The sequence below is a fragment of the Streptomyces diastaticus subsp. diastaticus genome (assembly GCF_011170125.1).
In the GTDB taxonomy this organism is placed as follows: domain Bacteria; phylum Actinomycetota; class Actinomycetes; order Streptomycetales; family Streptomycetaceae; genus Streptomyces; species Streptomyces diastaticus.
Genome location: NZ_BLLN01000002.1, coordinates 782,400 through 806,374 on the forward strand (window position 1 = coordinate 782,400; position 23,975 = coordinate 806,374).

Annotated in this window: 18 protein-coding genes and 2 pseudogenes; 9 read left to right on the plus strand and 11 right to left on the minus strand. The window is 72.6% G+C overall.

Annotated features, from left to right (window positions below):
* Positions 1-234 precede the first annotated feature (234 nt).
* Together Sdia_RS05345 and Sdia_RS05350 are read right to left on the minus strand one after the other, a co-directional pair.
* Positions 235-2,520, minus strand: coding sequence for a (Fe-S)-binding protein (locus Sdia_RS05345; protein WP_100455190.1), 2,286 nt, complete (start codon positions 2,518-2,520; stop codon positions 235-237).
* Between the two features lie 338 nt (positions 2,521-2,858).
* Positions 2,859-3,845, minus strand: coding sequence for an alpha/beta hydrolase (locus Sdia_RS05350; protein WP_100455191.1), 987 nt, complete (start codon positions 3,843-3,845; stop codon positions 2,859-2,861).
* An 832-nt stretch (positions 3,846-4,677) separates the two neighbouring features.
* Here Sdia_RS05350 and Sdia_RS05355 point away from each other — a divergent pair.
* From Sdia_RS05355 to Sdia_RS05370, 4 genes are all read left to right on the plus strand, one after another.
* Positions 4,678-5,301: a hypothetical protein gene (locus tag Sdia_RS05355; protein ID WP_185393179.1), complete on the plus strand. Its 624-nt coding sequence runs from the start codon at positions 4,678-4,680 to the stop codon at positions 5,299-5,301.
* Between the two features lie 6 nt (positions 5,302-5,307).
* A complete protein-coding gene (locus tag Sdia_RS05360; RefSeq protein ID WP_100455192.1) occupies positions 5,308-5,913 on the plus strand; it encodes a toxin in 606 nt (201 codons plus the stop codon).
* A 75-nt stretch (positions 5,914-5,988) separates the two neighbouring features.
* Entirely contained in the window at positions 5,989-7,278 is a 1,290-nt protein-coding gene (locus Sdia_RS05365) for an MAB_1171c family putative transporter (RefSeq protein WP_100455193.1), read from the plus strand.
* Positions 7,275-7,883 (plus strand): phosphatase PAP2 family protein, encoded by a 609-nt coding sequence (locus Sdia_RS05370; RefSeq protein ID WP_164379436.1) that lies wholly within the window; start codon positions 7,275-7,277, stop codon positions 7,881-7,883. Before Sdia_RS05365 ends, Sdia_RS05370 begins: the two co-directional genes overlap by 4 nt.
* 12 nt (positions 7,884-7,895) lie before the next feature.
* Here Sdia_RS05370 and Sdia_RS05375 read toward each other — a convergent pair.
* From Sdia_RS05375 to Sdia_RS29930, 3 genes and pseudogenes are all read right to left on the minus strand, one after another.
* A pseudogene (locus Sdia_RS05375) lies at positions 7,896-9,085 on the minus strand (dihydrofolate reductase family protein).
* 31 nt (positions 9,086-9,116) lie between these two features.
* A complete protein-coding gene (locus Sdia_RS05380) occupies positions 9,117-10,502 on the minus strand; it encodes a helix-turn-helix domain-containing protein (protein WP_229830799.1) in 1,386 nt (461 codons plus the stop codon).
* A 99-nt stretch (positions 10,503-10,601) separates the two neighbouring features.
* A pseudogene (locus Sdia_RS29930) lies at positions 10,602-10,979 on the minus strand (helix-turn-helix domain-containing protein); the annotation flags it as partial.
* A gap of 356 nt (positions 10,980-11,335) precedes the next feature.
* On the opposite strand from Sdia_RS29930, the gene Sdia_RS05385 reads away from it, so the two are divergent.
* The 4 genes from Sdia_RS05385 (at position 11,336) to Sdia_RS05400 (ending at position 13,759) form a co-directional block, all read left to right on the plus strand.
* Positions 11,336-11,623 (plus strand): hypothetical protein, encoded by a 288-nt coding sequence (locus Sdia_RS05385; RefSeq protein ID WP_100455480.1) that lies wholly within the window; start codon positions 11,336-11,338, stop codon positions 11,621-11,623.
* The gene (locus tag Sdia_RS05390) at positions 11,611-12,729 is read left to right on the plus strand and encodes a radical SAM protein (RefSeq protein ID WP_100455198.1); all 1,119 of its coding nucleotides are present in this window, start codon (positions 11,611-11,613) and stop codon (positions 12,727-12,729) included. Before Sdia_RS05385 ends, Sdia_RS05390 begins: the two co-directional genes overlap by 13 nt.
* Positions 12,726-12,863, plus strand: coding sequence for a hypothetical protein (locus tag Sdia_RS05395; RefSeq protein ID WP_008415295.1), 138 nt, complete (start codon positions 12,726-12,728; stop codon positions 12,861-12,863). The genes Sdia_RS05390 and Sdia_RS05395 overlap by 4 nt, the downstream gene beginning before the upstream one ends.
* An 89-nt stretch (positions 12,864-12,952) precedes the next feature.
* Positions 12,953-13,759: an aminoglycoside phosphotransferase gene (locus Sdia_RS05400; RefSeq protein WP_189500075.1), complete on the plus strand. Its 807-nt coding sequence runs from the start codon at positions 12,953-12,955 to the stop codon at positions 13,757-13,759.
* 9 nt (positions 13,760-13,768) lie between these two features.
* Here Sdia_RS05400 and Sdia_RS05405 read toward each other — a convergent pair whose 3' ends face one another.
* The 4 genes from Sdia_RS05405 to Sdia_RS05420 form a co-directional block, all read right to left on the minus strand.
* Positions 13,769-15,352, minus strand: a complete 1,584-nt coding sequence (locus tag Sdia_RS05405) for an MFS transporter (protein ID WP_189500076.1) — start codon at positions 15,350-15,352, stop codon at positions 13,769-13,771.
* A gap of 55 nt (positions 15,353-15,407) precedes the next feature.
* Positions 15,408-15,902 carry a MarR family winged helix-turn-helix transcriptional regulator gene (locus Sdia_RS05410; RefSeq protein ID WP_115068919.1) on the minus strand — a complete coding sequence of 165 codons (495 nt, stop codon included), beginning with the start codon at positions 15,900-15,902 and terminating at the stop codon, positions 15,408-15,410.
* 110 nt (positions 15,903-16,012) lie between these two features.
* Complete coding sequence (metG, locus tag Sdia_RS05415; RefSeq protein WP_189500077.1) at positions 16,013-17,629, minus strand: methionine--tRNA ligase; 1,617 nt, start codon at positions 17,627-17,629, stop codon at positions 16,013-16,015.
* 107 nt (positions 17,630-17,736) lie between these two features.
* The gene (locus Sdia_RS05420; protein ID WP_189500078.1) at positions 17,737-19,530 is read right to left on the minus strand and encodes a VWA domain-containing protein; all 1,794 of its coding nucleotides are present in this window, start codon (positions 19,528-19,530) and stop codon (positions 17,737-17,739) included.
* Between the two features lie 617 nt (positions 19,531-20,147).
* On the opposite strand from Sdia_RS05420, the gene Sdia_RS05425 reads away from it, so the two are divergent.
* Positions 20,148-22,265, plus strand: coding sequence for a PhoX family protein (locus Sdia_RS05425; RefSeq protein ID WP_124287412.1), 2,118 nt, complete (start codon positions 20,148-20,150; stop codon positions 22,263-22,265).
* Positions 22,266-22,292: 27 nt separating this feature from the next.
* On the opposite strand, the gene Sdia_RS05430 is transcribed toward Sdia_RS05425, so the two are convergent.
* Together Sdia_RS05430 and Sdia_RS05435 are read right to left on the minus strand one after the other, a co-directional pair.
* Positions 22,293-23,207, minus strand: coding sequence for a hypothetical protein (locus tag Sdia_RS05430; RefSeq protein WP_100455205.1), 915 nt, complete (start codon positions 23,205-23,207; stop codon positions 22,293-22,295).
* A gap of 78 nt (positions 23,208-23,285) precedes the next feature.
* Positions 23,286-23,696, minus strand: coding sequence for a COX20 family protein (locus Sdia_RS05435; RefSeq protein WP_100455206.1), 411 nt, complete (start codon positions 23,694-23,696; stop codon positions 23,286-23,288).
* Positions 23,697-23,975: the final 279 nt, after the last annotated feature.

Sequence of the window (23,975 nt, forward strand, 5' to 3'; positions counted from 1 at the left end):
GGGCGGCGGGGGCTCGGAGCCCCCGCCCGCCGCCCTCGTGACCGCACCCGAAGAGCCTCACCACGGTCCGCCGCTCCATGGCCGGTGCGGGCGCCCGCGCACCCCGCCCGCACGGCGCCCGAGCGACCCGCTCGCCCCGACGCGGCGACGGGCGCGGCCACGCCGAAGGGCCGCCCCCCGCCAGCACGGCGGGGGGCGGCCCTTCCGGTCGTACGCCGGCCGGACCGGCCGGTGCTACTTCGCCGGCTCGGGCTCCGGGGCGTCCGTGGTCGCCTGGTCCTCGGAGGGGTCGGCCGGGGTCTTGACCGACTCCAGGAGGAGCTGGGAGACGTCGACGACCGAGAGGCTCTCCTTGGCCTTTCCGTCGTTCTTCTTGCCGTTGACCGAGTCGGTCAGCATGACGAGGCAGAACGGGCAGGCGGTGGAGACGATGTCCGGGTTGAGGGAGAGGGCCTCGTCGACGCGCTCGTCGTTGACGCGCTTGCCGATCCGCTCCTCCATCCACATCCGGGCACCGCCGGCGCCGCAGCAGAAGCCGCGCTCCTTGTGGCGGTGCATCTCCTCGTTGCGCAGGCCGGGCACGCTGGCGATGATCTCGCGCGGCGGCGTGTAGACCTTGTTGTGCCGGCCCAGGTAGCACGGGTCGTGGTAGGTGATCAGGCCCTCGACCGGGGTGACCGGCACGAGCTTGCCCTCGTCCACCAGGTGCTGGAGGAGCTGGGTGTGGTGGATGACCTCGTACTCGCCGCCGAGCTGCGGGTACTCGTTGGCGATGGTGTTGAAGCAGTGCGGGCAGGTCGCGACGATCTTCTTCGCGGCCTTGGGCTTCCTGGTCGAGGCGTCCTCGTCGTCCTCGCCGAACGCCATGTTCAGCATGGCGACGTTCTCCTGGCCGAGCTGCTGGAACAGCGGCTCGTTGCCCAGGCGGCGCGGGGAGTCACCGGTGCACTTCTCGTCGCCGCCCATGATGGCGAACTTGACGCCCGCCATGTGCAGCAGCTCCGCGAAGGCCTTGGTGGTCTTCTTGGCGCGGTCCTCCAGGGCGCCGGCGCAGCCGACCCAGTAGAGGTAGTCGACCTCGGTGAGGTCCTCCACGTCCTGGCCGACGATCGGGACCTCGAAGTCGACCTCCTTGGTCCACTCGACCCGCTTCTTCTTGGCCAGGCCCCAGGGGTTGCCCTTCTTCTCCAGGTTCTTGAGCATCGTGCCCGCCTCGGAGGGGAAGGCCGACTCGATCATGACCTGGTAGCGGCGCATGTCGACGATGTGGTCGATGTGCTCGATGTCCACCGGGCACTGCTCGACGCAGGCGCCACAGGTGGTGCAGGACCACAGGACGTCCGGGTCGATGACGCCGTTCTCCTCGGCGGTGCCGATGAGGGGGCGCTCCGCCTCGGCGAGGGCGGCGGCGGGCACGTCCTTGAGCTGCTCCGCCGTGGCCTTCTCCTCGCCCTCCATCGTCTTGCCGCCGCCGGCCAGCAGGTACGGGGCCTTGGCGTGCGCGTGGTCGCGCAGCGACATGATCAGCAGCTTCGGGGAGAGCGGCTTGCCGGTGTTCCAGGCGGGGCACTGCGACTGGCAGCGGCCGCACTCGGTGCAGGTGGAGAAGTCCAGCAGGCCCTTCCACGAGAAGTGCTCGACCTGCGAGGCACCGAAGACCGCCTCCTCGGCGCCCTCCTCGTCGTCGAAGACCGTCTCGAAGTCGATCTCCTTGCCGCCCGAGACCATCGGCTTCAGCTCACCGAGGGCGGTGGAGCCGTCGGCCTCGCGCTTGAACCAGATGTTCGGGAAGGCGAGGAAACGGTGCCAGGCCACACCCATGTCGGTCTTGAGCGCGACGGTGATCATCCAGATGAAGGACGTACCGATCTTGATCGTGGCGACGAGGTAGACGAGGTTCTGCAGCGTCTGGGTGCTGAGCCCGCGGAAGGCGGCCACCATCGGGTAGGTCACCAGGTACGACCACTGGAAGTGGTCCACGTGGTGCAGGGCGCCCTCGAGACCGCGCAGGACCAGGATGGCCAGGCCGATGATGAGGATGACGGCCTCGACGAAGTACGCCTGGCCGGCGTTGGAGCCGGCGAAGCGGGACTTGCGGCCCGGCCGGTCGGGGCGCGAGAGCTGGCGGATGACGATCAGCACGGCGATGCCGAGGAACGTCAGCAGACCCACCAGCTCGGTGAAGATCTCGTACGGCGCCCAGCCGCCGATGATCGGCAGCTGCCAGTCGGCCTGGAAGACCTGTCCCAGTGCGTGGACCAGGGTGAGCACGAGCGCGAAGAAGCCCACCGCGACGAACCAGTGCGCGACGCCGACGACGCCCCAGCGGTTCATCCGGGTGTGGCCGAGGAACTCCTTGGCCACCGTGACGGTGCGCTGCACCGGCTCGTCGGTCCGGGTGCCCGCGGGGACGGGCTGCCCGAGGCGGACGTACCGGTAGATCTGCGCGATGGCCCGGCCGAACAGCGCCACGCCGACGACGGCGAGGGTCAACGACACAATGATCGCGGCGAGTTGCATGGAGGCTCCTCGAACCTGCGCGAGCGGATAGCTAGGCGGATGGTGCGGACGACGACCGAGCCGGCTCCGCCCAGGGCGGCGGGTGACCCGCACGCTCATTACTAAGCGGTAACTTACTCAGTCCGTACGAGACTACCCATTTATTCGAGCGCACTGTAGCCAGCACGGCGGTGATCTGCGTCGCTGAGGCAACCCTGAGCGGCGGGACGGGGCCGTCGCCCGGCACCGCACCGCCACACCTTCCTCCACGGCCTCCGTGACGTGTTCGATCACCACATCATCCGACATGGACGGCGCTTCACCGGGCATCGCCCGCCGGGCGCGTCCACGCCCCCGGCTCAGCCGCGCAGTGCCAGCACCCGCCGCAGCCAGTCCAGGCGGGCCGCACGGGCGGCCCGGGACACCCGGGCCCCGGGGACCAGGCCGTCGGAGCCGTGGAAGGCCCCCGGCCAGACGTGCAGCTCGGCCCGGCCGCCCGCCGCCCAGACCCGGGAGGTGAAGGCCGTCCCCTCGTCGCGGAAGGTCTCGGCCGAGCCGACGTCCAGGTAGAGCGGCGGGAGACCGGAGAGGTCCCCGGCGCGGGCCGGGGCCGCGTACGGGGAGACGTCCGGGCCGCCGGCCGCCGCACCGAGCAGCGCGGCCCAGCCCGCCGCGTTGGCCGCGCGGTCCCAGACGCCGGAGCCGGCCAGCTGGCGGGCGGAGAGGCTGTCGTTGCGGTCGTCGAGCATCGGGGAGAGCAGCATGAGCGCGGCCGGGAGCGGCGCGCCCCGGTCGCGGGCGAGCAGCGCGGCGCCCGCGGCGAGGCCGCCGCCCGCGCTGGTGCCGTGCAGCACGGCCCGGCCGGCGTCCAGGCCGTGGGCGGCGGCACCCTCGCCGAGGGTCCAGGCCAGCGCGGTCAGGCAGTCCTCGACGGGGGCGGGGTGGGGGTGCTCGGGGGCGAGCCGGTAGGCGACGGAGACGACGGCGCAGCCCAGCTCGCGCGCGTAGGTGAGGGGGTCGAGGACGCCTTGGCGGGCATCGCCGACGATCATGCCGCCGCCGTGCACGACGCAGAGGACCGGCGGCGGGCCGGGCGCGGGGGCGGTGGGGCGGCAGACGAGGACGGGGACGCCGTCCGCGTCGTCCTCGTGGACCTGCCACGCGCCGTCGGCCGTGAGGAGCTCGTCGGTCACCTCCGGGTAGGCGGCGGCCGCCTCCCGCATCGCCGGGACCATGTCGGCCTCGGCGGTGTCGGGCGTGGTGCGGCGCAGCTCGGCGGCGACACCGGCCAGCTCGGGATCGTAGGGCGGGGCGGGCGGCGGGGCGTCCTCGGAAGGGGCGGGCACGGTCGGGCTCCTGGGGGTGGTGCGCGCGGGCGCGGGAGGCGGCCCAGCCGGGCCGGTGTCCGGAAGGAGTGGTCCGGTGAGGTCTGCCCCGGACCCGGCCGCATGATGCCGGGGGCCGTCCCTCGCGCGTCCCCCACCGCGACGGACGGCCCCCGGCGTACGACGCCTTCCCCCGGGGCGTCGTACCGGCCGCCGTCCCCCGACAGGCGGCCCCTTCCCCCGTGAACCCCCGGTTCACCGGCCTGCGCCGGCCCTGAGGTCTTTCACCGGTCACCCGGTCTCCCGGGTCCGGCTGCCCGTGTGGCGGTCACGGGCCCCCGGGCACGCGCCGTTCGCCCCCGCGCCGCCACCCCCGTGGGCGGCCCGGGAACGGTCGCGTGCAGGTCCGGGCGGCCGGCGCGTGTGGTGCCGCGTCCCGCCGCCGGCCTGTGTCACCACCGGGGCCCGCCGCGCCGGCGAGCGCGCACGGTGGAACCCCGGCGGCAACGCGCCCGGTCACCTTCAGGGCACTCCCCTCGCGGTCCCCTGCCGGTGTTTTTTCGAGTTAACAGTGACGTAGAGTGTTTACGCAAGTCTGAATTCGCAGCCGGAGCGCAATGCTCCCCTTTGTCCGCCCTTCCTTTCGGCCGTCGCCCGTTCGGGCGTCCGTCACGCCCCTTCGGACGCGTCTCGGGCGCCGGCGACGGGACTGGGGCGGGTACGGAGGGGCAGACATGGCGCGAGGCCGACGGGCGGTCTCAGAGGGTCCGTTACAGTACGACCCCGCCGACCGAAATTCGAACACCGTGGCGCCGGCCGGGCAGGAACGGCGGAGGGGACAGTGGGGGGCCGGATGAACAACGCTGCCAGCTCGGGGGAGACCGCACAGGCCGGGCAGCGGCCGCCGACCGGCCCCGCCGACGCCCCGGCCGGAACGCCCCGCCAGGAACTCGCCGCCCCCTCCGGCGCCCCGCAGGGCGACCCCGCCCACCCGCCGGTGACCGACCGGCCGCCGGCCGGGCAGAGCGCCGCCGACGACGCCCCGGAGCTGACGACGCTGCGGCAGAAGGTCGAGTACATGGTCGAGAAGACCTTCCCCGGCCAGCGCATCTCCGGCCGGTACTTCTCCGACCTGGTCCGCAGCCGCGGCGGCTCCCTCTCGCACAGCTACTTCTCGAACATCCTGGCCGGCAAGGTCACCCAGCCCTCCGAGGAGATCCTGAAGGCCCTCGGGCTCGGCTTCGGCGTCGACTGGCGGTTCTTCAAGGAGGAGTCCGAGGTCGTCGACGACGTGGTGGCCGGGCTCCAGTTCCTCGTCAAACGGCGCACCGGCGAGATCAACGGCGTCGCCGGCCGCGGCCTCGACGCCCACGGACTGCCGCCCGAACTCCTCCAGTTCGCGCTCTCCCTGCTGGAGCAGAGCGGGCAGCGCGACGAACCGGGCGGCGACGGCCGGCCCGGCGACGCGGGGAGCTGAGCGGCCATGTCGCTGCGCGCGCTGCGCAAGGAGTGCGAGGACGGCCTCGCCGACCTCCCGATACCGTCGCCCTTCGGGATAGCCGGCCTCGTCGCCAACATGGAGGCCGCCCGGGGGCGCGCCATCGTCCTGCACGAGATCCCCGACCACCTCACCCGCGTCCACTCCGCCTGCGGGCTGCGGCTGAAGACCCCCGCCACCAGCTTCGTCCTGTACCGCAAGCGCCCCACCGCCTACCAGACGCAGCACGTCATCCTGCACGAGCTGTGCCACGAGTGGTTCGACCACGGAACCAGCCTCGACGGCGACCAGCTCCGCCGCCTCCTCCCGGTCTTCGACGCCAGCCTGATCGGCCGCGTCCTCGGCCGCGAGCCGGACGAGGGGCCGCCCGGGCCCGACGGCGACCCCCTCCCCGGCATCGAGGGACCCGTGCAGGCCCGCGCCGTCTACGACACCCACGACGAGCGGGTGGCCGAGTTCGGCGCCTCCCTCATCCCGCGCATGGCCCGCGAGGTGGCGGGCGACGACATGATGGGCCGCCTCGCCAACTCCCTGGCCCGGCCCGTCTCCCACCGCCGGGGCGCCCGCTCCCTGTTCCGGCGGCGGCCCTGACGCACTAACCTCGGACGGCCCCCACCGCCCGGCCCGCCCCACGCCGGGCCGCGACCCCCCACCCAAGGACCTCGTGTGAGCACCCTCGACCTGGCCGGCTACCTCGTCGCCGCGCTGATGACGGCCGTAGCCCTGTGGCGGATGCCGGCGGCCCTCTGGGGCGACGAGGAGGACCGGCGCAGACGTGCGCTGTGGGGCTGCTACGCCGGATTCGCCGCCGCCCTGTGGACCAAGACCGAGGTCGTCCGCACCGCGCTCAACAACAGCCCGGTCACCGACCTCGCCGTCCTCATCAAGCACTACACGGCGACCGTCGCGATCCTCGCCATCCTCAGCTACATCGTCGCCATCTACGGCCGCTACCCGGACCGGGGCGCCGTCCCCCGCCACGTCCGCTTCGCCCGCCTCGTGCAGCGCATCGCGACCAAGGCCTCGGTCGCCACCCTCATCCTCCTGACCGTACTCTTCTTCACCGTCGTCGACCGCTCGGTCCCCTCCGACCGCTTCGTCTCCGACCACGCGGGCCAGCCCGGCGCCACCCTCTACATGACGGTCTTCTACGTCTACCTCGGCGCCGCCAGCGCCGTCTGCGCCTACCAGTGGAAGCTGGCCACCGCCGACGCCACCGCCCGCCACCTGCGCGTCGGCCTGTCGATGATGACCGCCGCCATGTTCATCGGCGTCGCCTACACCGCCAGCCGCACCCTGTTCATGTGGGTCAGCGTCGTCGACCGGCCGAGCGTGGAGTTCGCCGACACCTTCGACAAGGTCACCGAGGCCGGACAGGTCCTCCTCTTCGTCCTCTTCGCCGTCGGCGCCTCCCTGCCCGCCTTCTCCACCGGGCTGCGCCGCGCCCGGCTCTGGCGCGCCCAGGCACGGCTGCACCCGCTCTGGCGCGAGCTGATGACCGCCTTCCCCGAGCAGCCCTTCGCCCCGCCCGCCTCCCTGCTGCGCGAGGTCACCCGCTTCGACACCCCGGCCGACCTGCGCGTCGACCGCTGGTCCGCCGACATCGCCGACGCCGTGGAGAAGCTCCGCCACTACGCGCCCGAGCACCTGGCCGACGCCGCCCGCGCCGCGGCCGCCGAGGACACCACCGACCCCGACGAGCGGGGCCCGCGTACCGACGCCCACTGGATACGGGCCGCGCTCGCCGCGCACGCCGAGGGCGCTCCCGCCGGGCCCGCCGCGCCCGCCACCGACCCGCGGCAGGCCGAGGACCAGGAGGGCGAGGTCGCCTGGCTCGTCCGGGTCGCCGCCGCCTGCCGCACCCTCCCCGCCGCCCGCACCGCCGCCGTCCTCGCCGCCGCCCGCGCGGGCGAGGGCGCCACCGTCCCGAACTCCCCGGAGCAGCCGACCCGATGACCACCAGCACCACACCCACCGCGCCCGAGGCACCGGAGAACACCACCGCCCGCCGCGTCACCGACGTCCTCCAGCCGCGCAACGTCCTGCTCGCCGGGATGCTCGGGATCGGCCTCGCGGCGGCCGGCGGGCACTGGTCGGGGCTGCCCTGGGGCTTCCTCGGCGCGCTCTGCGCCGGGCTCATCCCGGCCGGGTACATCGAGTGGCGGCGTGGGCGCGGCGCCTGGGGCGACCGGCACGTGGTCGACCGCACCAAGCGCGCCCCGATCTTCTTCGTCATCCTCGGTTCCATCGGCGCCGGTTCGCTGGTGATGGTGGCCGGGGGCGCGCCCCGGGACATCCTCGTCACCATGCTGGCGCTGTGGGCGATGACCGTCGTCCTGCTGGCCGTCAACACGGTCTGGAAGATCTCCGTGGACGCGGCCGTCGCCTCGGCCGTGGTGACCCAACTCGCCGTGGTCCACCACCCGGCGTGGCTCGCCGCGTACGCGCTGACGGCGGCGGTGTGCTGGTCGCGGGTGGCACTGGGGTACCACACGGTGGGGCAGGTGTGCGCGGGGACGGCGGCGGGGATGGCCACCGCGGCCGGGTTCCTGATCGGCTGACCCGGGGCGCCCTCAGACCAGGTGCCGGTTGGGCAGCCGCGCCGCCTCCGCGTACTCCGGAAGCTCCACCACCGTCACGCCTGCCCCCTCCAGGAGTTCGGTGCCGTCGGCGCCGGGGACGAAGGTGTCGGGCTCGCGCCAGGCGGTGACGACACGGCGGACGCCCGCGTCCCGGATGAGCTGGGTGCAGGGGCGCGGCCGAGAGGCCCGGCGGGCGCAGGGTTCGAGGGAGCTGTAGACCGTGGCGGTCGCGAGCCGGGCGTCCCCGGCGGGGAGCTTGGCGAGAGCGGCTTCCTCGGCGTGGTCGTGCGGGTCGCCCTCGCGGGAGTAGCCGCGCGCCAGTTCGGCACCGTCGGCCGCGACCACGACCGCCCCGACGCTGAACGCGGTGGCCGACGGCGGGCAGAGCCGGGCCAGTTCGCAGGCGAGGGCCAGCCACTCCCGGTCGGCGGTGCTGGGGGCGTGACCGGCGCCAGGAGCGCCGCCGGGCGAGGGAGTGAGGCTCATCGTTGCTCCGTGGACCGATCCTTGGGGGCGTACCTCAGGAGTACCACGTCGCCGATCTGCCGGGCCTCCAGGAGCCGGAGGCGTGCCCTGGGCCCGCCAGGGTACTGCGCCGGGCCGAGCATGCGCACGGCGTCCGGCTGGCCGACGAGCAACGGGGCGACGACGAGGTGGAGTTCGTCGGCGTACGCCCCTTCGAGGAGCTGGGTATGAAGGGACCCGCCGCCTTCGACCATCAGCCGCCCGACGCCGTACGCGTCGCCTAGGAGATCGAGGGCGGCCGGCCACACAGTCCCGGCAGGGATTTGCTGGACCCTGGCCAGGTCACCGAGGTTCGCCCGCGCTTTCTCCGTCGCCTCCTCCCCCACAGCCAGGACGAGCTTGTCGCCCCCGTGGTGCCAGAACTTCCACCCCGGGTCGAGCGCGCCCGTACCGGTGAGGGTCACCTTCAGCGGGTACTCGGGCCGCCCTACGGCAACACGGGCCGCCCGGCGTTCGGGCGAGTTGACGAGGAGCCGCGGGTTGTCGGCCCGCAGCGTCCCGGCTCCGACGAGGATCGCGTCGGCACTCGCCCGGACGGTGTCGACGCGATCGAAGTCCGCCGCGTTCGACAGCAGGAGCCGGTCCTCACCGGGCCGGGTGTCGAGGTGGCCGTCGATCGAGACGGCGGCGGAGAGAAGGACGTGGGGGCGGGGCATGAGGGGCTCCCGGAGGTGTTGGGCGTACAGGTCAGACTGGATGCAGGACGATGCGGTCAAGGGCGGCGCGGAACTCGGTGATGCCTTCTTCACCCGGTGCGGTGGCCAACACCTGGTCGAGATGGCCTAGCTGTTCGACGATCCGCGCGGAACCAGTCTCCACCGCGATACCCACGGCTTGCCCGCCCAACTTCGCTGCCAGAGGCAGGTCGCCGGCACCCGCATGAGCCCGAGCCCCACGAGCGAGGTAGACACCCCTGTCGCGACGGTACGCGGTCGGCAGAGTCGAGAGGGCGCTGCTGAAACCGGCTGCGGCCTCCTCGTAGGCACCAAGTGCGGCGAGGGAACGGGCGCGGGCAGTGTTGATGTACGGCACATCGAGCCACGAGCCCCAGACTCCGTCACCCTCCGCGCGTTCGAGAAGACTGAGCGCCGTCTCGTACGTTCTGTGAGTACTGGCGGCGTCACCCAGTACGGCATGGGCGTGGGCTTCGTGCAGTACGGCGATGACTTCCAAGCGGCTTCCGGGGTGGGCGGTACGCCGTGCAGCGGCCGCCATGCCCAAAGCGTCGGCCGGATGCCCGGTGTCCAGAGCAAGCTGGGCCTTGCGGCCGAGAATGTATGCGGTGAGGTCGGTGTCACCGGTGGCATGGGAAGCGTCGAGCGCCCTGGCCGTATGTCCCTGGGCCGTGCGCTCGTCCCCGATGTCCTGTGCGAGCCAACCCGCCAGTTCCTCGTAACGGGTCTCCAGCGCGAGGAGTTCGGCGGCATCCGCGCCCCGAGCTGCACGGCGCCTCGCCGCGAGGGAGGTGAGGTGCTGCTGTAGTGCGGGCAGCACATTCCGGGGCCCAATCAGATTGTCGGTCTGGATCATCGCCCGGCGAAGGTGGGTGAAGTGCTCCACGGGAGACAGCATGTCGGCAGGCGGGACCGAGGCCGCCGCCGGAAGCGGCACCGCCGCCGCAGCGAAGCCGAACAGTCCGGCGGCCAGAACGATGCGGCGAGGAACGGGCACGAGGACGATCCTTCCATGAACACGGGCTGGAGCGACGACGATGTCCGTGCCGTCCTCGCCTGAGCCTGCCTGCCCTTGCCCGTCCGTGACCAGGGACGCTGGGGTGCTGGCCCCAGGGCCACAAGCACTGGCCCCGCAGCCCGGCGCCTCGCCCCCTGCTCCAGTGGCACCCTGGCAGGGATCGTGCCGGGCCTCCTCCCAGGAGCGGACCAACTTCCCGGCGCAGCCGAGTGCCTCGTCGAAGGCGATGGCAGCATGCCGGGGCACTGGGCGTTCGGCGCGCTCGAAACGCCCGATATGCGAGCGATCGATCAGCGTCACACAGGCCAGAGCCTGCTGTGAGAGCCGCTTCGCCTGACGGTACTGGCGCAACTCAGAGCCCCAGCGATGCCAGGGACCCACTCCCAGAGCCGGGCCGTTCGGTTGCTGCCACTTCGCGAAATTTTCTACATCCCTGGGCAGTTCCAGCCGTCCGGATCGACCGCTGCTAGGTCCGGCAAGGCCATCGAGCGAGGCCGCCGTGCTGAGGGTCCCACCCGCGCCGACTGGAGCTCCCGGCTGCTGCTCCCCGACGGCCTGGCTTGGCGCTGTCTCCCAACCACGTCGAGCCAGGCCAAAAAGGTGCCCAGGAATGCGCAAGCCGTCGGCGATCCGCTCGACAACATCCATGTGCACCAACTGCCGTCGCCCCGCCATTACTTCACCGACGCGGCTCGGGGTGAGATCGCACCGCCGCGCGATCATCGACGGGTAGACGCCGGCCCGGGCCTTCACGAGCCGGAAGACCGCGCCGAAATCCCGGCGTCGGCACGCGTCGATCATTGCCGGGTCCGTCAGCAGACCGGCCGGAAGTTCCGGTGAATGAGGCAGCTCAGACATCGGCACGCTCCCCTACGGGACTACGGATCGCTGCGAAAGATGAACGGACAGTGATGTTACCCACGTTGGGTAACCCGTTGGACCTTTTCCGCTCTGGCTGCCGCCCGAAATCCTCGACCCATGGCGAACGGACAGAACGAGGACGAGGTACGGATGACGCTGCGGATCTCGCGCGACTCCGGCCGCACGTGGGGCCCGACGACAAAGGTGCGCGTGAGCAGGGCGAGGCCGACATCGGTGAGCCATGAACGGTACCCGCCGTGCCAGTGCCAGGGCTGCCGCGCCCGACAGCCGCAAGCCGCTCACGGCCCGGTGACGTGATGCTCTGCGCACACCGGCGCCGGGTACCGGTCGACGTGTTGACCGCCCTCTGGTCCGCCTGCTGGTTCGGGAGAGCCGTGCGGTGCCAGTTGCCGCCGCACAGCACCGGTAAGCACCACGGCCTGCTCGCCGAGACCGAACCGTACGCGGCCCTGTGGCTCCGCTGGGACGAGGGCGGCACTGCGGAGGCCGTCACGCTGCCCGACTGCCCGGTGCCGCCCCTCGTCACCGACGCCGACGCCTGCTGCCTGTACTCCGGGCACCCCGAGCGGCACACCTGGGACGTAGCCGCGTACAGCGAGGAGACCTCGTGCACCAGTTGATCGTGAGCCCGTACAACGGCACCTTCCTCGTCGCCCGCCCGGGCATCCGGGCCGGCATGAGACTGCCCCGTACGAGGTACAACGAACTCGCCGCCCTCGCCGACAGCGGCCGTCCCGTCCCCGAGTGGCTCGTGGAAGGGGCGCGGAAAGCGTGGGACCTCGACCTCGCCGCCACACCGTTCCGGATCGCCGTCCTCGTACGCCCCCAGACGCCCCTCGGCTACGGACGGGCCACCTGGGAGATCAACAAGGGCTGCAACTTCAACTGCGAGCACTGCTACCTCGCGGAGAGGAAGTTCGAGGGCCTGCCCTGGGACGGGAAGGCGCGGCTGCTGCGCCTTCTGCGCGACGCGGGAGTGCTCTGGCTCCAGTTCACCGGCGGCGAGCCGCTGATCGACCGTGACTTCGTGGATGCCTACGTTCTCGCGTACGACTCCGGCATGCTCATCGAGATCCTGACCAACGGCTCCCGGCTGCACCACCCCGAGATCATCGCCATGCTCAGGAACCGGCCACCGCACAAAGTGACGGTGTCCCTCTACGGCGCCACGCCCGACAGCTTCGACTCCCTGACGCGCAGGAAGGGAGCCTTCCGGCTCGTGCGGAAAGGGCTCGACGCCGCTCGGGCAGCAGGCGTCCCTCTCGAACTCGCGTTGATCATCACCCGGCACAACGCCCACGAGGTCGACGCCATGCGCGCCTTCGCCGACCGTTACGGTGCCCGTCGCACCGAATACGGCACCATCTCCCCCACGTACACGGGCGACCCCGAACCGCTGGCCGCGCAAGCACCCGGATTCCTGGACAAGACGAGTGTCTTCCAGGGCTGTCCCGCAGGTCACACCTTCTTCCACGTCGACCCGCACGGCCTGGCCACCATGTGCAAGGTCGGCCGCGAAAACCCCGTCGACCTGGTCACCGAGGGCCTGGACGGGCTCCGCCGTCTCCCCCGCATCGCCGATGCCCAGATGCTTCGCACCGGTGGCTGCGGCGGCTGTCTGCTCTCCGGCACCTGCCGGGTCTGCCGACCGCTCGCCAAGGCGTACCAGGAGGCGAAGGCACCACTCAACACCTATTGCCGACACGGAAAGGAAGACCGTCGATGACCGCTGTCATGGTGGAGATCACGAGCCCGCCGACTGCCCTGCGGGAACCCGAGGAAGTCGTACTCCTCGACGACCTGGAGACGCTGACCGAAGGGGCCGTCCCAGGCTGCAACGACGACAACCCTTACCGGTAGTCGTTCAGGCAGGTGAGAGCGTCGGGGCTCGCCGGTATGTGGACGGCGAGCCCCGGCCGACGCACCGGCATACCGAGGAAAGGCGCCGCATGCCCACTGCCCGTTTCACTGTCGACCAGCTTCCGTCCGCCGTACGGGCCGCTGTCGAGGAGCACACCGGACCCCTGCTCCACGCCGAAGAGGCGGCCGAGGGGTTCAACAGCGAAATCGCCGTACGCCTCACTTCGGCCTCCGGTACCTGGCACGTCAAGGGCCTGCGCACCGACCACCCCCGCGTCTGGGCCCAGGCCCGCGAGGCAGCGGTCGCCCCCTTCCTCACCGGGCTGGCTCCCGCACTGCGCTGGCATGTCGTGAGCCACGGCTGGGACCTCCTCGGCTTCGAAGCCCTGACCGGCCACCACCACGCCGACTACGCACCCGGCTCCCCGGATCTGCCGAAGGTCGTCGCCCTGCTGAACCGGCTCGGCGGAACGCCCCGCCCCGGCATCCCGCTCCGCCAGGCGGAGCAACGCCTGAAGGAGTACGCCGGGGACCCGGCCGACCTGGCCTTCTTCTCCGGCGACCATCTTCTGCACACCGATCTGAACAACACCAACGTCCTCATCGCCGAGGAAGCCCGTCTCGTGGACTGGGCCTGGGCCACGCGTGGGGCCGCCTGGCTCGACGCCGCCTACTGGGTCATCTGGCTCATCGCCTCCGGCCACACCCCCGCCTCGGCGGAAGGCTGGGCGGCCCGGACTCTGGCCTGGGCCGCGGCCTCCGGCCCAGGAATCACCGCCTTCGCCGCCGCCAGCCATCGTCTGTGGACCGAGATCAGCACGAGCGACCCCGATCCGTGGACGACCAGGCTGGAAGCGGCAGCGAGGGTCTGGGACGAGTACCGGACGAGGGCCTGAGCCCGGCGCCTAGTTCGCGGAGGCGGGCGTGTGGCGCCGCAGCACCCACCCCGAAGCCACCGCCCCCGCCACACACAGGCAGGCCGTGACCCAGACCGCCGTGTGGACCCCGTTCAGGAACGCCTGGCCGGCCGCCTCCGTGACCGGGCCGTGGAGGGCATCGGGGAGGCGGGGGCCGACCGGGGCCACACCCATGGCGACGGCGTCCTTGGCCTCGGTGAGGCCGTCGGCGACGGGGGCCGGGACTCCGGCGGTGGCCAGTTCGGCGCCGAAGGTCGAGGAGACCCGGCTGCTGATCAGGGAGATGAGGACGGAGGTGCCCAGGGCGCCGCCGACCTGGAGGGCGGTGGACTGGAGGCCGCCCGCGACTCCCGCGTCCCGTACGGGCGCGTTGCCGACGATGGCGTCCGAGGAGGCGGCCATGACCATGCCGATGCCGAGGCCGAGCGCCACGAAGGGCGGCCAGAGCACGGCGTAGGCGGTGTCCAGGCCCCAGCCGAGGATGCCGAGGGAGGCGCCGGCCTGGAGCAGCATGCCGAGGGGCATCGTCAGGCGGGCGCCGAAGCGGCCGGTGAGGGCGGCGCCGAGCGGGGCGGCGACGACCGAGGCGAGGCTGAGCGGGAGGGTGCGTACGCCGGACTCGACGGGGCTGTAGCCGCGCACGTTCTGGAGGTACAGCATGACGAAGAAGATCACGCCGAGCAGGACGAAGAAGTTGACGGCGGTGATGACGGTGCCGACGGTCAGCGCGGGGTTGCGGAAGAGGCGCATCGGCAGCAGCGGGTGGGCGACCCGGTTCTCGTAGAGGCCGAAGGCGACCAGGACCGCGAGGCCGGCGAGCAGGGTCAGCACGGTGGCCGGGGAAGCCCAGCCCCAGGTCTCGCCCTTGACGACGGCGAAGACGACGAGCAGCAGCCCGAGGGCGAGCAGCACCACCCCGGGGATGTCGAAGCGCGCGCCGCGCCCCTCCTCGCCCTTGGCCTGCGGCAGCACCCAGGCGCTGAAGGCGAGGGCGAGGACGCCGACGGGGGCGTTGATGAAGAAGACCGACTCCCAGTTGACGTGCTCGACCAGCAGGCCGCCGACGATCGGGCCCAGCGCGGTCGACACCGAGGAGACCATCGCCCAGATGCCCACCGCCATGCCGAACTTCTTCGGCGGGAAGACCGCGCGCAGCAGCCCGAGGGTGTTCGGCATCAGCAGCGCGCCGAAGAAGCCCTGGACGGCGCGGAAGGCGATGACGCCCTCGATCGACCCGGCCAGGCCGATGGCGACCGAGGCGAGGGTGAAGCCGGCGACGCCGATCAGGTAGTACGTGCGGCGGCCGAAGCGGTCGCCGAGCTTGCCGCCGAGGATGAGGGCGGCGGCGAGCGCCAGCAGGTAGGAGTTGGTGACCCACTGGAGGTCGGCGGTGCCGGCGTTCAGGTCGCGGCCGATCTCCGGGTTGGCCATGGAGACGACCGAGCCGTCCAGGGCCACCATGAAGAGCCCGAAGGCGACGGCTATGAGGGTCAGCCACGGGTTGCCGCGCCGGGTGGGCGACGGGGGTGCGGGGGCCGGTTCGGGCGGGGCTTCGGGGGTCCGGGTGGACATGGGTGTTCCTCGCAGGGAGACGGATGGCCGTACGGGGCCGTTGGCACGGGGTGGGTCAGGGGGCGGACGGGTGGAGTCCGCGTTCCAGTACGTGCAGGGCTCCGACGGCGGCGCCGAGTGCGCCCCGTTCGCCGTCGCTGAGGGTGGCGAGGGCCTGTTCGACGTAGCCGCTGATCAGCTCGTCGACGGCGTGGGTGCGTTCGGCGGCGGTCGGGGTGAGGTGGAGGTGGGTGACGCGCTTGTCGTCGGGGTCCCGGCGGCGCTCGACCAGCCCCGCGGCCACCATGTGGGTCACCGTCGCGCTGAGGTTGTTGGGCTTCACCAGCAGCACCTCGGCCGCCTCCCGGACGGTGATGCCGTCCCGGTCCCGGATCAGCCGCATCAGGGTGATCTGGCCCTCGGCGGGCTTGGGGTGCGGGAAGTCGGCGTCGACGCGGCGGTCCAGGGCGCGGTGGAGGGCGGGGAGGACGAGGGCGAGGTCCCGGGCGAGCCGGTCGGCCGCGCCCTCGTCCGGCGTCGTCCCGTCCGGCGTGCGCGCTGTCGTGTCCACGGGGAGGAGAATAGGTATGGCGTCATACCTATGTCAAAGCGGTGCGGAGAACGCCGAAGCGGCCGGCCCCCGGGGAGGGGACCGGCCGCTTCGCAGGGCGGGACGGCTGGTCAGGCCGTCGGCTGCTCCTCCAGGCGGGGGAAGAGGACGGCGCCCTTGGTGACGGTGGCGCCGGCCGGGAGGCGGCCCCAGTCGGCGGTCTCGTCGATGCGCTGGGCGGCGAGCGGGCCGAGGTGCGGCTCGGCGCCGAGGGAGTCCCAGAGCTTCTGGGAGGTGTCGGGCATCACCGGGTTGAGCAGGACGGCCATGGCGCGCAGGGACTCGGCGGCCGTGTACAGGATGGTGGCGAGCCGGGCCCGTCCCTCCTCGCTGTCGTCCTTGGCGACCTTCCAGGGCTCCTGCTCGGTGATGTAGCCGTTGACCTGCTTGACGAAGTCGAAGATGGCGAGGATGCCGGACTGGAAGTCGATCTCCTCGCCGATCGCCCGGTCGGCGGCGGCGACGGCCTTGGTCAGGCCCTCCCGGACCGCCTGCTCGGCCTCGCCGGAGGCGGTGGCGGCGGGCAGCTCACCGCCGAAGTACTTGTTCACCATCGCGGCGACGCGGGAGGCGAGGTTGCCGTAGTCGTTGGCCAGCTCGCTGGTGTAGCGGGCGGAGAAGTCCTCCCAGGAGAACGAGCCGTCCTGGCCGAAGGAGATCGCGCGCAGGAAGTACCAGCGGTAGGCGTCGACGCCGAAGTGCGAGGTGAGGTCCTGCGGCTTGATGCCGGTCAGGTTCGACTTGGACATCTTCTCGCCGCCGACCAGCAGCCAGCCGTTGGCCACGACCCGGCCGGGCAGCGGGAGGCCCTGCGCCATCAGCATGGCGGGCCAGATCACCGCGTGGAAGCGGAGGATGTCCTTGCCGACCAGGTGCACGTCGGCCGGGAAGGTGGCGTCGAACCGGGCCTGGTCGGAGCCGTAGCCCGCGGCCGTCGCGTAGTTCAGCAGGGCGTCGACCCACACGTAGATGACGTGCTTGTCGTCCCAGGGGACCTTGACGCCCCAGTCGAAGGTGGAGCGGGAGATCGACAGGTCGGTGAGGCCCTGGCGGACGAAGTTGACCACCTCGTTGCGCGCGGACTCGGGCTGGATGAAGCCCGGGTTGGCCTCGTAGAAGTCGAGGAGGCGCTGGGCGTACTCGCTCAGCTTGAAGAAGTAGTTCTCCTCCTTGAGGATCTCCACCGGCTTCTTGTGCACCGGGCAGAGCTTCTCACCCGCGTACTCGCCCTCGCCGTCGAGCAGCTCACCGGGGAGCTTGTACTCCTCGCAGCCCACGCAGTACGGGCCCTCGTAGCCGCCCTTGTAGATCTCGCCCTTGTCCCACAGGTCCTGGACGAACTCCCGGACGCGGTCGGTGTGGCGCTTCTCAGTGGTGCGGATGAAGTCGTCGTTGGCGATCTCCAGGTGCTCCCACAGGGGCTTCCACGCCTGGGTGACGAGCTTGTCGCACCACTCCTGCGGGCTGACCCCGTTGGCGTCGGCGGTGCGCATGATCTTCTGACCGTGCTCGTCCGTGCCGGTGAGGTACCACACCTTCTCGCCGCGCTGACGGTGCCAGCGCGTGAGCACGTCGCCTGCGACGGTCGTGTAGGCGTGGCCCAGGTGAGGAGCGTCGTTGACGTAGTAGATCGGGGTCGTGACGTAGTACGCCTTCGTCCCCTGCTTCTCGTTTCCATTGGCCGCCATGGGCGAAATCCTAACGGCCCGCCGAAGATCGCTTCACCGCGTTTCAGCGCGTGGAACGCGGTGCGGCCCCCGGTCCGGGGACCGGGGGCCGCACAGGTCAGGCGGGGTCAGGCGCGGGCCGCCAGCCACTGCGGGAAGGCGGCGAGGAGCCCGGCGTACAGCTCCGCGTCGGTCAGCTCGCGCGGAGCGGGGCCGGCCGGGAAGTACCCGGTGTGCGGGGTGTCCAGCTTCCGCAGGTACTCGAAGTTCTTGTGCTCGCTCTCGCCGAAGCCCACGAACTGCCAGAACAGCGGAGCGTCCGCGACCGCCTTCAGTGCCTCGGTGGCGACGGTCTTCACGTCCGGCGGACCGTCGGTCTGGAAGATCACCAGGGCGGGCTCGCTCGCGCCCGAGTTCTTGTGCAGCGCGGTGACCTCCTCCACGGCCCGGTGGTAGCTGGTCCGCCCCATCCGGCCGCACTCCGCGTGCAGCTCGTCGATCCGGCCCTCGTACGCCTCCGGGGTCAGCTCGCCCTTGCCGTCGACGTCGGTCGAGAAGAAGACCACCCGCACGGTGGGGGTGTCCGCCGGGTCGAGGTGCGTGGCCAGCGCCAGCACCTGTTCGCCGAGGCCCTGGGCACTGCCGTCCTTGTAGTAGCCGCGCATCGACCCGGAACGGTCGAGCACCAGGTACACCTTGGCCTTGGCCCCGGTCAGGCCCGCGTCGGCGAGCGCCTGGCCCGCGTCCGCCACCGGCAGAGCCGACGCCTTCGACCGGGCCGCCTCGGTGGGCTTGGCGGCCGCCTTGGCGGACTTCGCCACCGGCTTGGCGGGCTTGCCGGCCGCCTTCGAGGCGGCCGCCTTCGCGGGCCTGCCGGCCGGCTCGGCCTCCGGCTCGGCCTCCGGCTCGGCCGCGTCCTCGGCCGACTTCTCGGCTGCCTTGGCGGGCTTCGGCTTGGCGGGCGCGGGCTTGGAGGGCTCGGCTTCCGGCTTGGTGGGCTCGGGCTTGGCGGGTTCCGGCTTGGCGGGCTCCGGCTTGGCCGACTCGGGCTTGGCGGGCGCGGGTTCCGGCTTGGCGGGCTCCGGCTTGGCCGACTCGGGCTTGGCCGACTCCGGCTTGGCGGGCTCGGGGTCAGCGGCTACCGGCTCGGGGGCGGGCTCCGCCGCCTCCGGCTTGGCGGGCTCGGGCGCCGACTCCGGCTCGGCCTCCTCCGTCTTCGCGGCGGGCTCGGGCTCGGCGGTCGGCTCGGGGGTGGTCGCCGACTCCGGCGAGAGGGCGGGCTCCGCCGCCTCCGGCTTCGGGTCGAAGATCGAGGGCTCCGTGATCAGGGCCTCGGGCACCTCCGGGTCGGCCGGTACGGGCGCGACGATCGGCTCGGCGGTGTCGGCCGCACCGACCGCCTCGGTCGTGGCGGAGGCCTCATCGGTGGCCTCCGGCTCGGCCTCGGCCTCCGGCTCGGCGTCGGTCTTCGGCTCGGCGTCGGTCTTCGGCTCGGCCTCGGTCTCCGGCTCGGCGTCGGTCTTTCGCCCGGCCTCGGGCTCGGCCGGGGCGGCGGGCTCCGGTTCGTCAGCCGCCTCGGGCTTCGCGGCGGACTCGGCCGGGGTGGCGGGAGAGGCGTCCGGGTCGTCCTCGGGCGAGCGCTGGGGGCTCGGCACGCCGGCGGCGTCGCGGTCGAAGGCGGCGGCGACCAGGTCGGGGGCGGCGTCCGGCTCGTCGGCGGCCGGCGCCCGCTCCGTGCGGGCCTCCGGGACGGACGGGGTGGCGGTGTCGGGGGCCGGAGTGCCGGCGCGGGAGGCGTCCTCGGTACGGGCCGGGGGGACCGCCGCCGAGTTCTCGGTCCCGGTGCCGGAACCGGCCTCGGAGGCGTCCCGGTTCTTGCGTGACCGGCCGAGCGCGTTCCGCAGGAGACTGAGAATGCCCATCAGGTTCCTTTCGAGGGGGCCACCGGCTCCAGCCGGTGGGAGATCGAATCCAGCCCTGCGCCAGGAAGGCGCGGCAGCCGATCTTGCACGTGCGTCGCGGTCCGCGTCGGTCGGGACGCTGGGCCGCTGAGGAGGAGGGCGAGGGGGCGGGGGCGGATCGGGTTCAAGCAGTGTGACCGACGGGAAGGGCGGAGTCCGTTAAAACTCCGTGGGGCGGACTGGCCGGGACGGTACTGCTGGGGCCGCTCCGGCGGAAGCTCGCGCGTGCACGCGGCGGCGAGATCACCCGAGTCACCAGCGCAACCCTTCGCGTGAGTTGGTCCCCGCCGGTGCGAAGTCCCGGTGTGTGCCCGGGCCCCCGGTTCTGGCCAGGGCGGACACGTAAGGTTAGCCGCCCGCACGGGTGATCTTGGGGAGGGGCGGCCGCGAGACGCCGAGCAGCACCCCGGCGTACTCCACCACAGTGCAACCGGAGGGCGTGCGCCGGGGGTTCATGCGCCGTTCAACTCTCGTCCGCCGGGTTGCCCGTCGGCCCTCCTAGCGTCGCGGCCGACCGGGGCTTTCACGGTCGGCCGGCGCAGACGGGCGCCGGTGCCGGGGCCCGGACGGAGGAGACCATGCGCAAGCTGCTTCCGCTGATCGGATCGCACCCTGGCGGCCGTTCCGCGCTGACCTGCCGTTTCCGCTGCGGGGACGCCTGCTTCCACGAGACGCCCAACACCAGTGGCAACGAGTACGTCGGTGACGTGATCGCCGGCGCCCTCTCCAGAAGGTCGGCCCTGCGGGCGGCCGCCGTCGTCACGGTCGCCGGGGCGGCGGGCACCGCCGTCGTCGGCCCCGGTGCCGGGCAGGCCGTCGCGCACGGCGGGCGTCCCGGGCACGGGGGCGGCCACCGGCCCGGCACGGGCAACGGCAAGGGCGCGCGCGGCCTGCGGTTCACCCCGGTCGCCCCCAACAAACTGGACCAGGTCAGCGTCCCTAAGGGGTACGCGCAGGAGGTCGTCATCCGCTGGGGCGACCCGATCCTGCGCGGCGCGCCGGAGTTCGACGAGAAACGCCAGAGCGCCAGGGCGCAGGCGGGCCAGTTCGGTTACAACAACGACTTCCTCTCCCTGCTTCCGCTGGACGAGCGCGGCCGGGAGCACGGGGGCGCCCGCCGCCAGGTGCTGGTCGCCAACCACGAGTACACCGACGAGATCCTGATGTTCGCCGGGTACGACCCGGAGAACCCCAGCCGCGAGCAGGTCGAGATCGCCTGGGCGGCGCACGGCCTCTCGGTGGTCGTCGTGGAGGAGGAACGGCGCTCGGGCCGGCTCACCCCGGTCCGCCGCCACCGCCTCAACCGCCGCCTCACCGCCACCAGCCGCTTCGAGGTCACCGGCCCCGCCGCCGGCCACCCGCTGCTGCGGACCAGCGCCGACCGGCGGGGCACCACCGTCCTCGGCACCCTCAACAACTGCGCGGGCGGCACCACCCCGTGGGGCACCACGCTGCACGGCGAGGAGAACTTCAACCAGTACTTCGCCCACGCCGACAAGGTCACCGACCCCGAGACCGCCGCCCGCCTCAAGCGGTACGGCATCTCCGGCGGCGCCTCGGAACGCAAGTGGGAGCGGTTCGACCGGCGTTTCGACCTCTCCGAGGAGCCCAACGAGGCCAACCGCCACGGTTGGGTGGTCGAACTCGACCCGTACGACCCGGACTCCACTCCGCGCAAGCGGACCGCGCTGGGCCGGTTCAAGCACGAGGCGGCGCAGCCCCGGCTGACCCGCGACGGGCGCCCGGTCGTCTACATGGGCGACGACGAGAAGTTCGACTACTTCTACAAGTTCGTCTCCTCCAAGCGGATGCGCAAGGGCGACTCCCGCGCCGCCCGGGAGCACAACCTGACGCTGCTGGACGAGGGCACCCTGTACGTCGCCAAGCTCACCGGCGACTCGCCCGCCGACCAGATCGACGGCAGCGGGAAGCTGCCCGCCGACGGCGAGTTCGACGGCAGCGGCCAGTGGATCCCGCTGGCCACCGCCGGACCGCGCGGCGACGTCTCGCACGTGCCCGGGATGAGTGCCGCCGAGGTCTTCGTCTTCACCCGTCTCGCCGGGGACAAGGCCGGCGCCACCAAGATGGACCGGCCCGAGGACGTGGAGCCCTCGCCGCGCACCGGCAAGGTCTACATCGCGCTGACCAACAACAGCGACCGGGGCAAGGAGGGCAAGGCTCCGGCCGACGAGGCCAACCCGCGCAACAGCAACAAGCACGGTCAGGTCCTGGAGCTGACCGAGTACCGCGAGGACCCGACCAGCACCCGGTTCGCCTGGTCGTTGTTCCTCGTCGCCGGGGACCCCCAGGACCCGGCCACGTACTTCGCCGGGTTCCCCAAGGAGAAGGTCAGCCCGATCTCCTGCCCGGACAACGTCGCGTTCGACCCGCACGGCAACCTCTGGATCTCCACCGACGGCAACGCCCTCGGCTCCCACGACGGCCTGTTCGGCGTCGCCACCAGCGGCCCGCGCAAGGGCGAACTGAAGCAGTTCCTCACCGTCCCGACCGGCGCCGAGACCTGCGGCCCGGTCATCCAGGACCGGCGCGTCCTGGTCGCCGTCCAGCACCCCGGCGAGGTCGACGGGGCCTCCGTGGAGCAGCCCGCCTCGCAGTGGCCGGACGGGCCCGGACGCATCGTCCGCCCGGCGGTCGTCGCGGTGTGGCGCGCCGACGGCGGTGACATCGGCGTCTGAGCCGCGGCCGGCCGACGGGCCGGCGGGTCAGCGCCGGGCCGGGCGGGTACGCCGCAACCCGGCGAGGACCGCGATGACCAGTGCCAGGACGAGCAGGCCGCCGAGGACCGCCCACGCCAGGGTCCTCGGCGCGCTCGCCAGGGCGTCGAAGACGGCGGCGGCGGAGGCTTCGGAGACGTCCCGGGGCAGGTCGTCGAGGGTGGCCCGGCGCCCGATCACGATGCCGATCAGCAGCGCTCCGCAGGCCAGTGCTCCGCCCAGACAGGTGAGGACGGCGGCCCGCGCCCGGCGCCGGGCGAGCAGGAGGCCCACAGCGGCGGTCACCACGGCGGCGCCCGCCAGCCAGAGCCCGGCCTCCTGGAGGAGGCGGAAGCTCTGCCGTGCGGCCGGGAAGCGGTGCGCCTCCAGGATCGTCACCTCGACGTCCTCGACCGGCACCCGGTCGGCGAACGGCACCCCGTCGGCCTCGAGCTGGTCCTTCACCTGCTGGGTGATGGGGGCGAGGTTGAGGGTGACCGCACCGTTCCCGTCGCCCTCGCGCAGGGCGCGCTGGACGGCGCCGTGCGCCTCCCGGTTGGCGGCGTTCCAGCCGGTGCGGAAGGTCTCCGTGGTGGTGAACGAGCGGATCGCGCTCTCCACGAACTCCGCGACGGTGTCCTGGAGCGGCCCGGTGTCCAGCTCCCGCATCACCCGGTCGGTGACGGCCGCGGCGATGTCCGCCTGGACGTGCTCGTTCGAGGCGAGCGGCTCCATCGTGCCGACGTACTCGTCCACGTCGCCGATGTCGAGCCGCGCCCAGCCGGAGAGGATGGCGAGCGGCACCAGCAGCGCCGTGACGACCAGCAGCACCCCGGAGGCGGCCGCCGAGAAGCCCCGTCCGGCGCGGCGGGCGCGGGACGGGGCTCGGGCGGCGGGACGCTCGGCGTTCGCGGGACTGCTCACGGAGTCCAGCGAAGCGGTGCCGGGCGGCGGACGCCACCCGTGGAGGGCTCATCGGGTCACCCGGAACCCGCCCGGCGGCTACTCCTTGGTGTGGTACCGGTAGAAGACCGAGACGAGGACGACCAGCCCCAGCACGAGACCCAGGAAGATGGACCGCAGGATGCTCGCGCCGCTGAGGCTGTACAGGTAGCCGAAGACCGCTCCGGCGAAGACTCCCCAGACCGCCGCCCGCACCGGCTGCGGGATCGCCCGGGTCATCGCCTTGTGCAGGACGAAGGCGACGACGCCGACGACCAGGCCCGATCCGATGCCGAAGAGCACGTTGCGCCAGGTGATCGGCCCGGCGTCGCGTTGCAGGGTGGCACCCCAGCAGCCGTAGAGCACGGCCAGGACGAGTGGCCAGCCGATCGACGCCCTGCTCGTCGCTGGATGGCGGGCGGGAGCGTGCGGGCGTCGGGTGTCTCCCCTGACCTGGGCGGCGTGCGACATGGCGGGCTCCTCTCAGCCGGTGAGCCGCGGGCGGTACGCGCTGCGCTCGGCGGCCCGGGCGGAGGTTCGGCCCGGGCACGGCTCCGGTGCGGCCGGTCCACGGCCTCCTTCCAGAGCACACCGCAAGGACCGCGACGGCAACTCGGGGGCCGGTCGGCGCGGCGCCCTCCCTGGTGCGCGGGGACGGCTCGTACGAGGTGCGGGGGCGAGAGGGGCGTGGTTCTCTGGCGGTCGGCGGCCCGGTGCCGGGTGTGGCTGGGGCCGACCGTGCGGGACCGG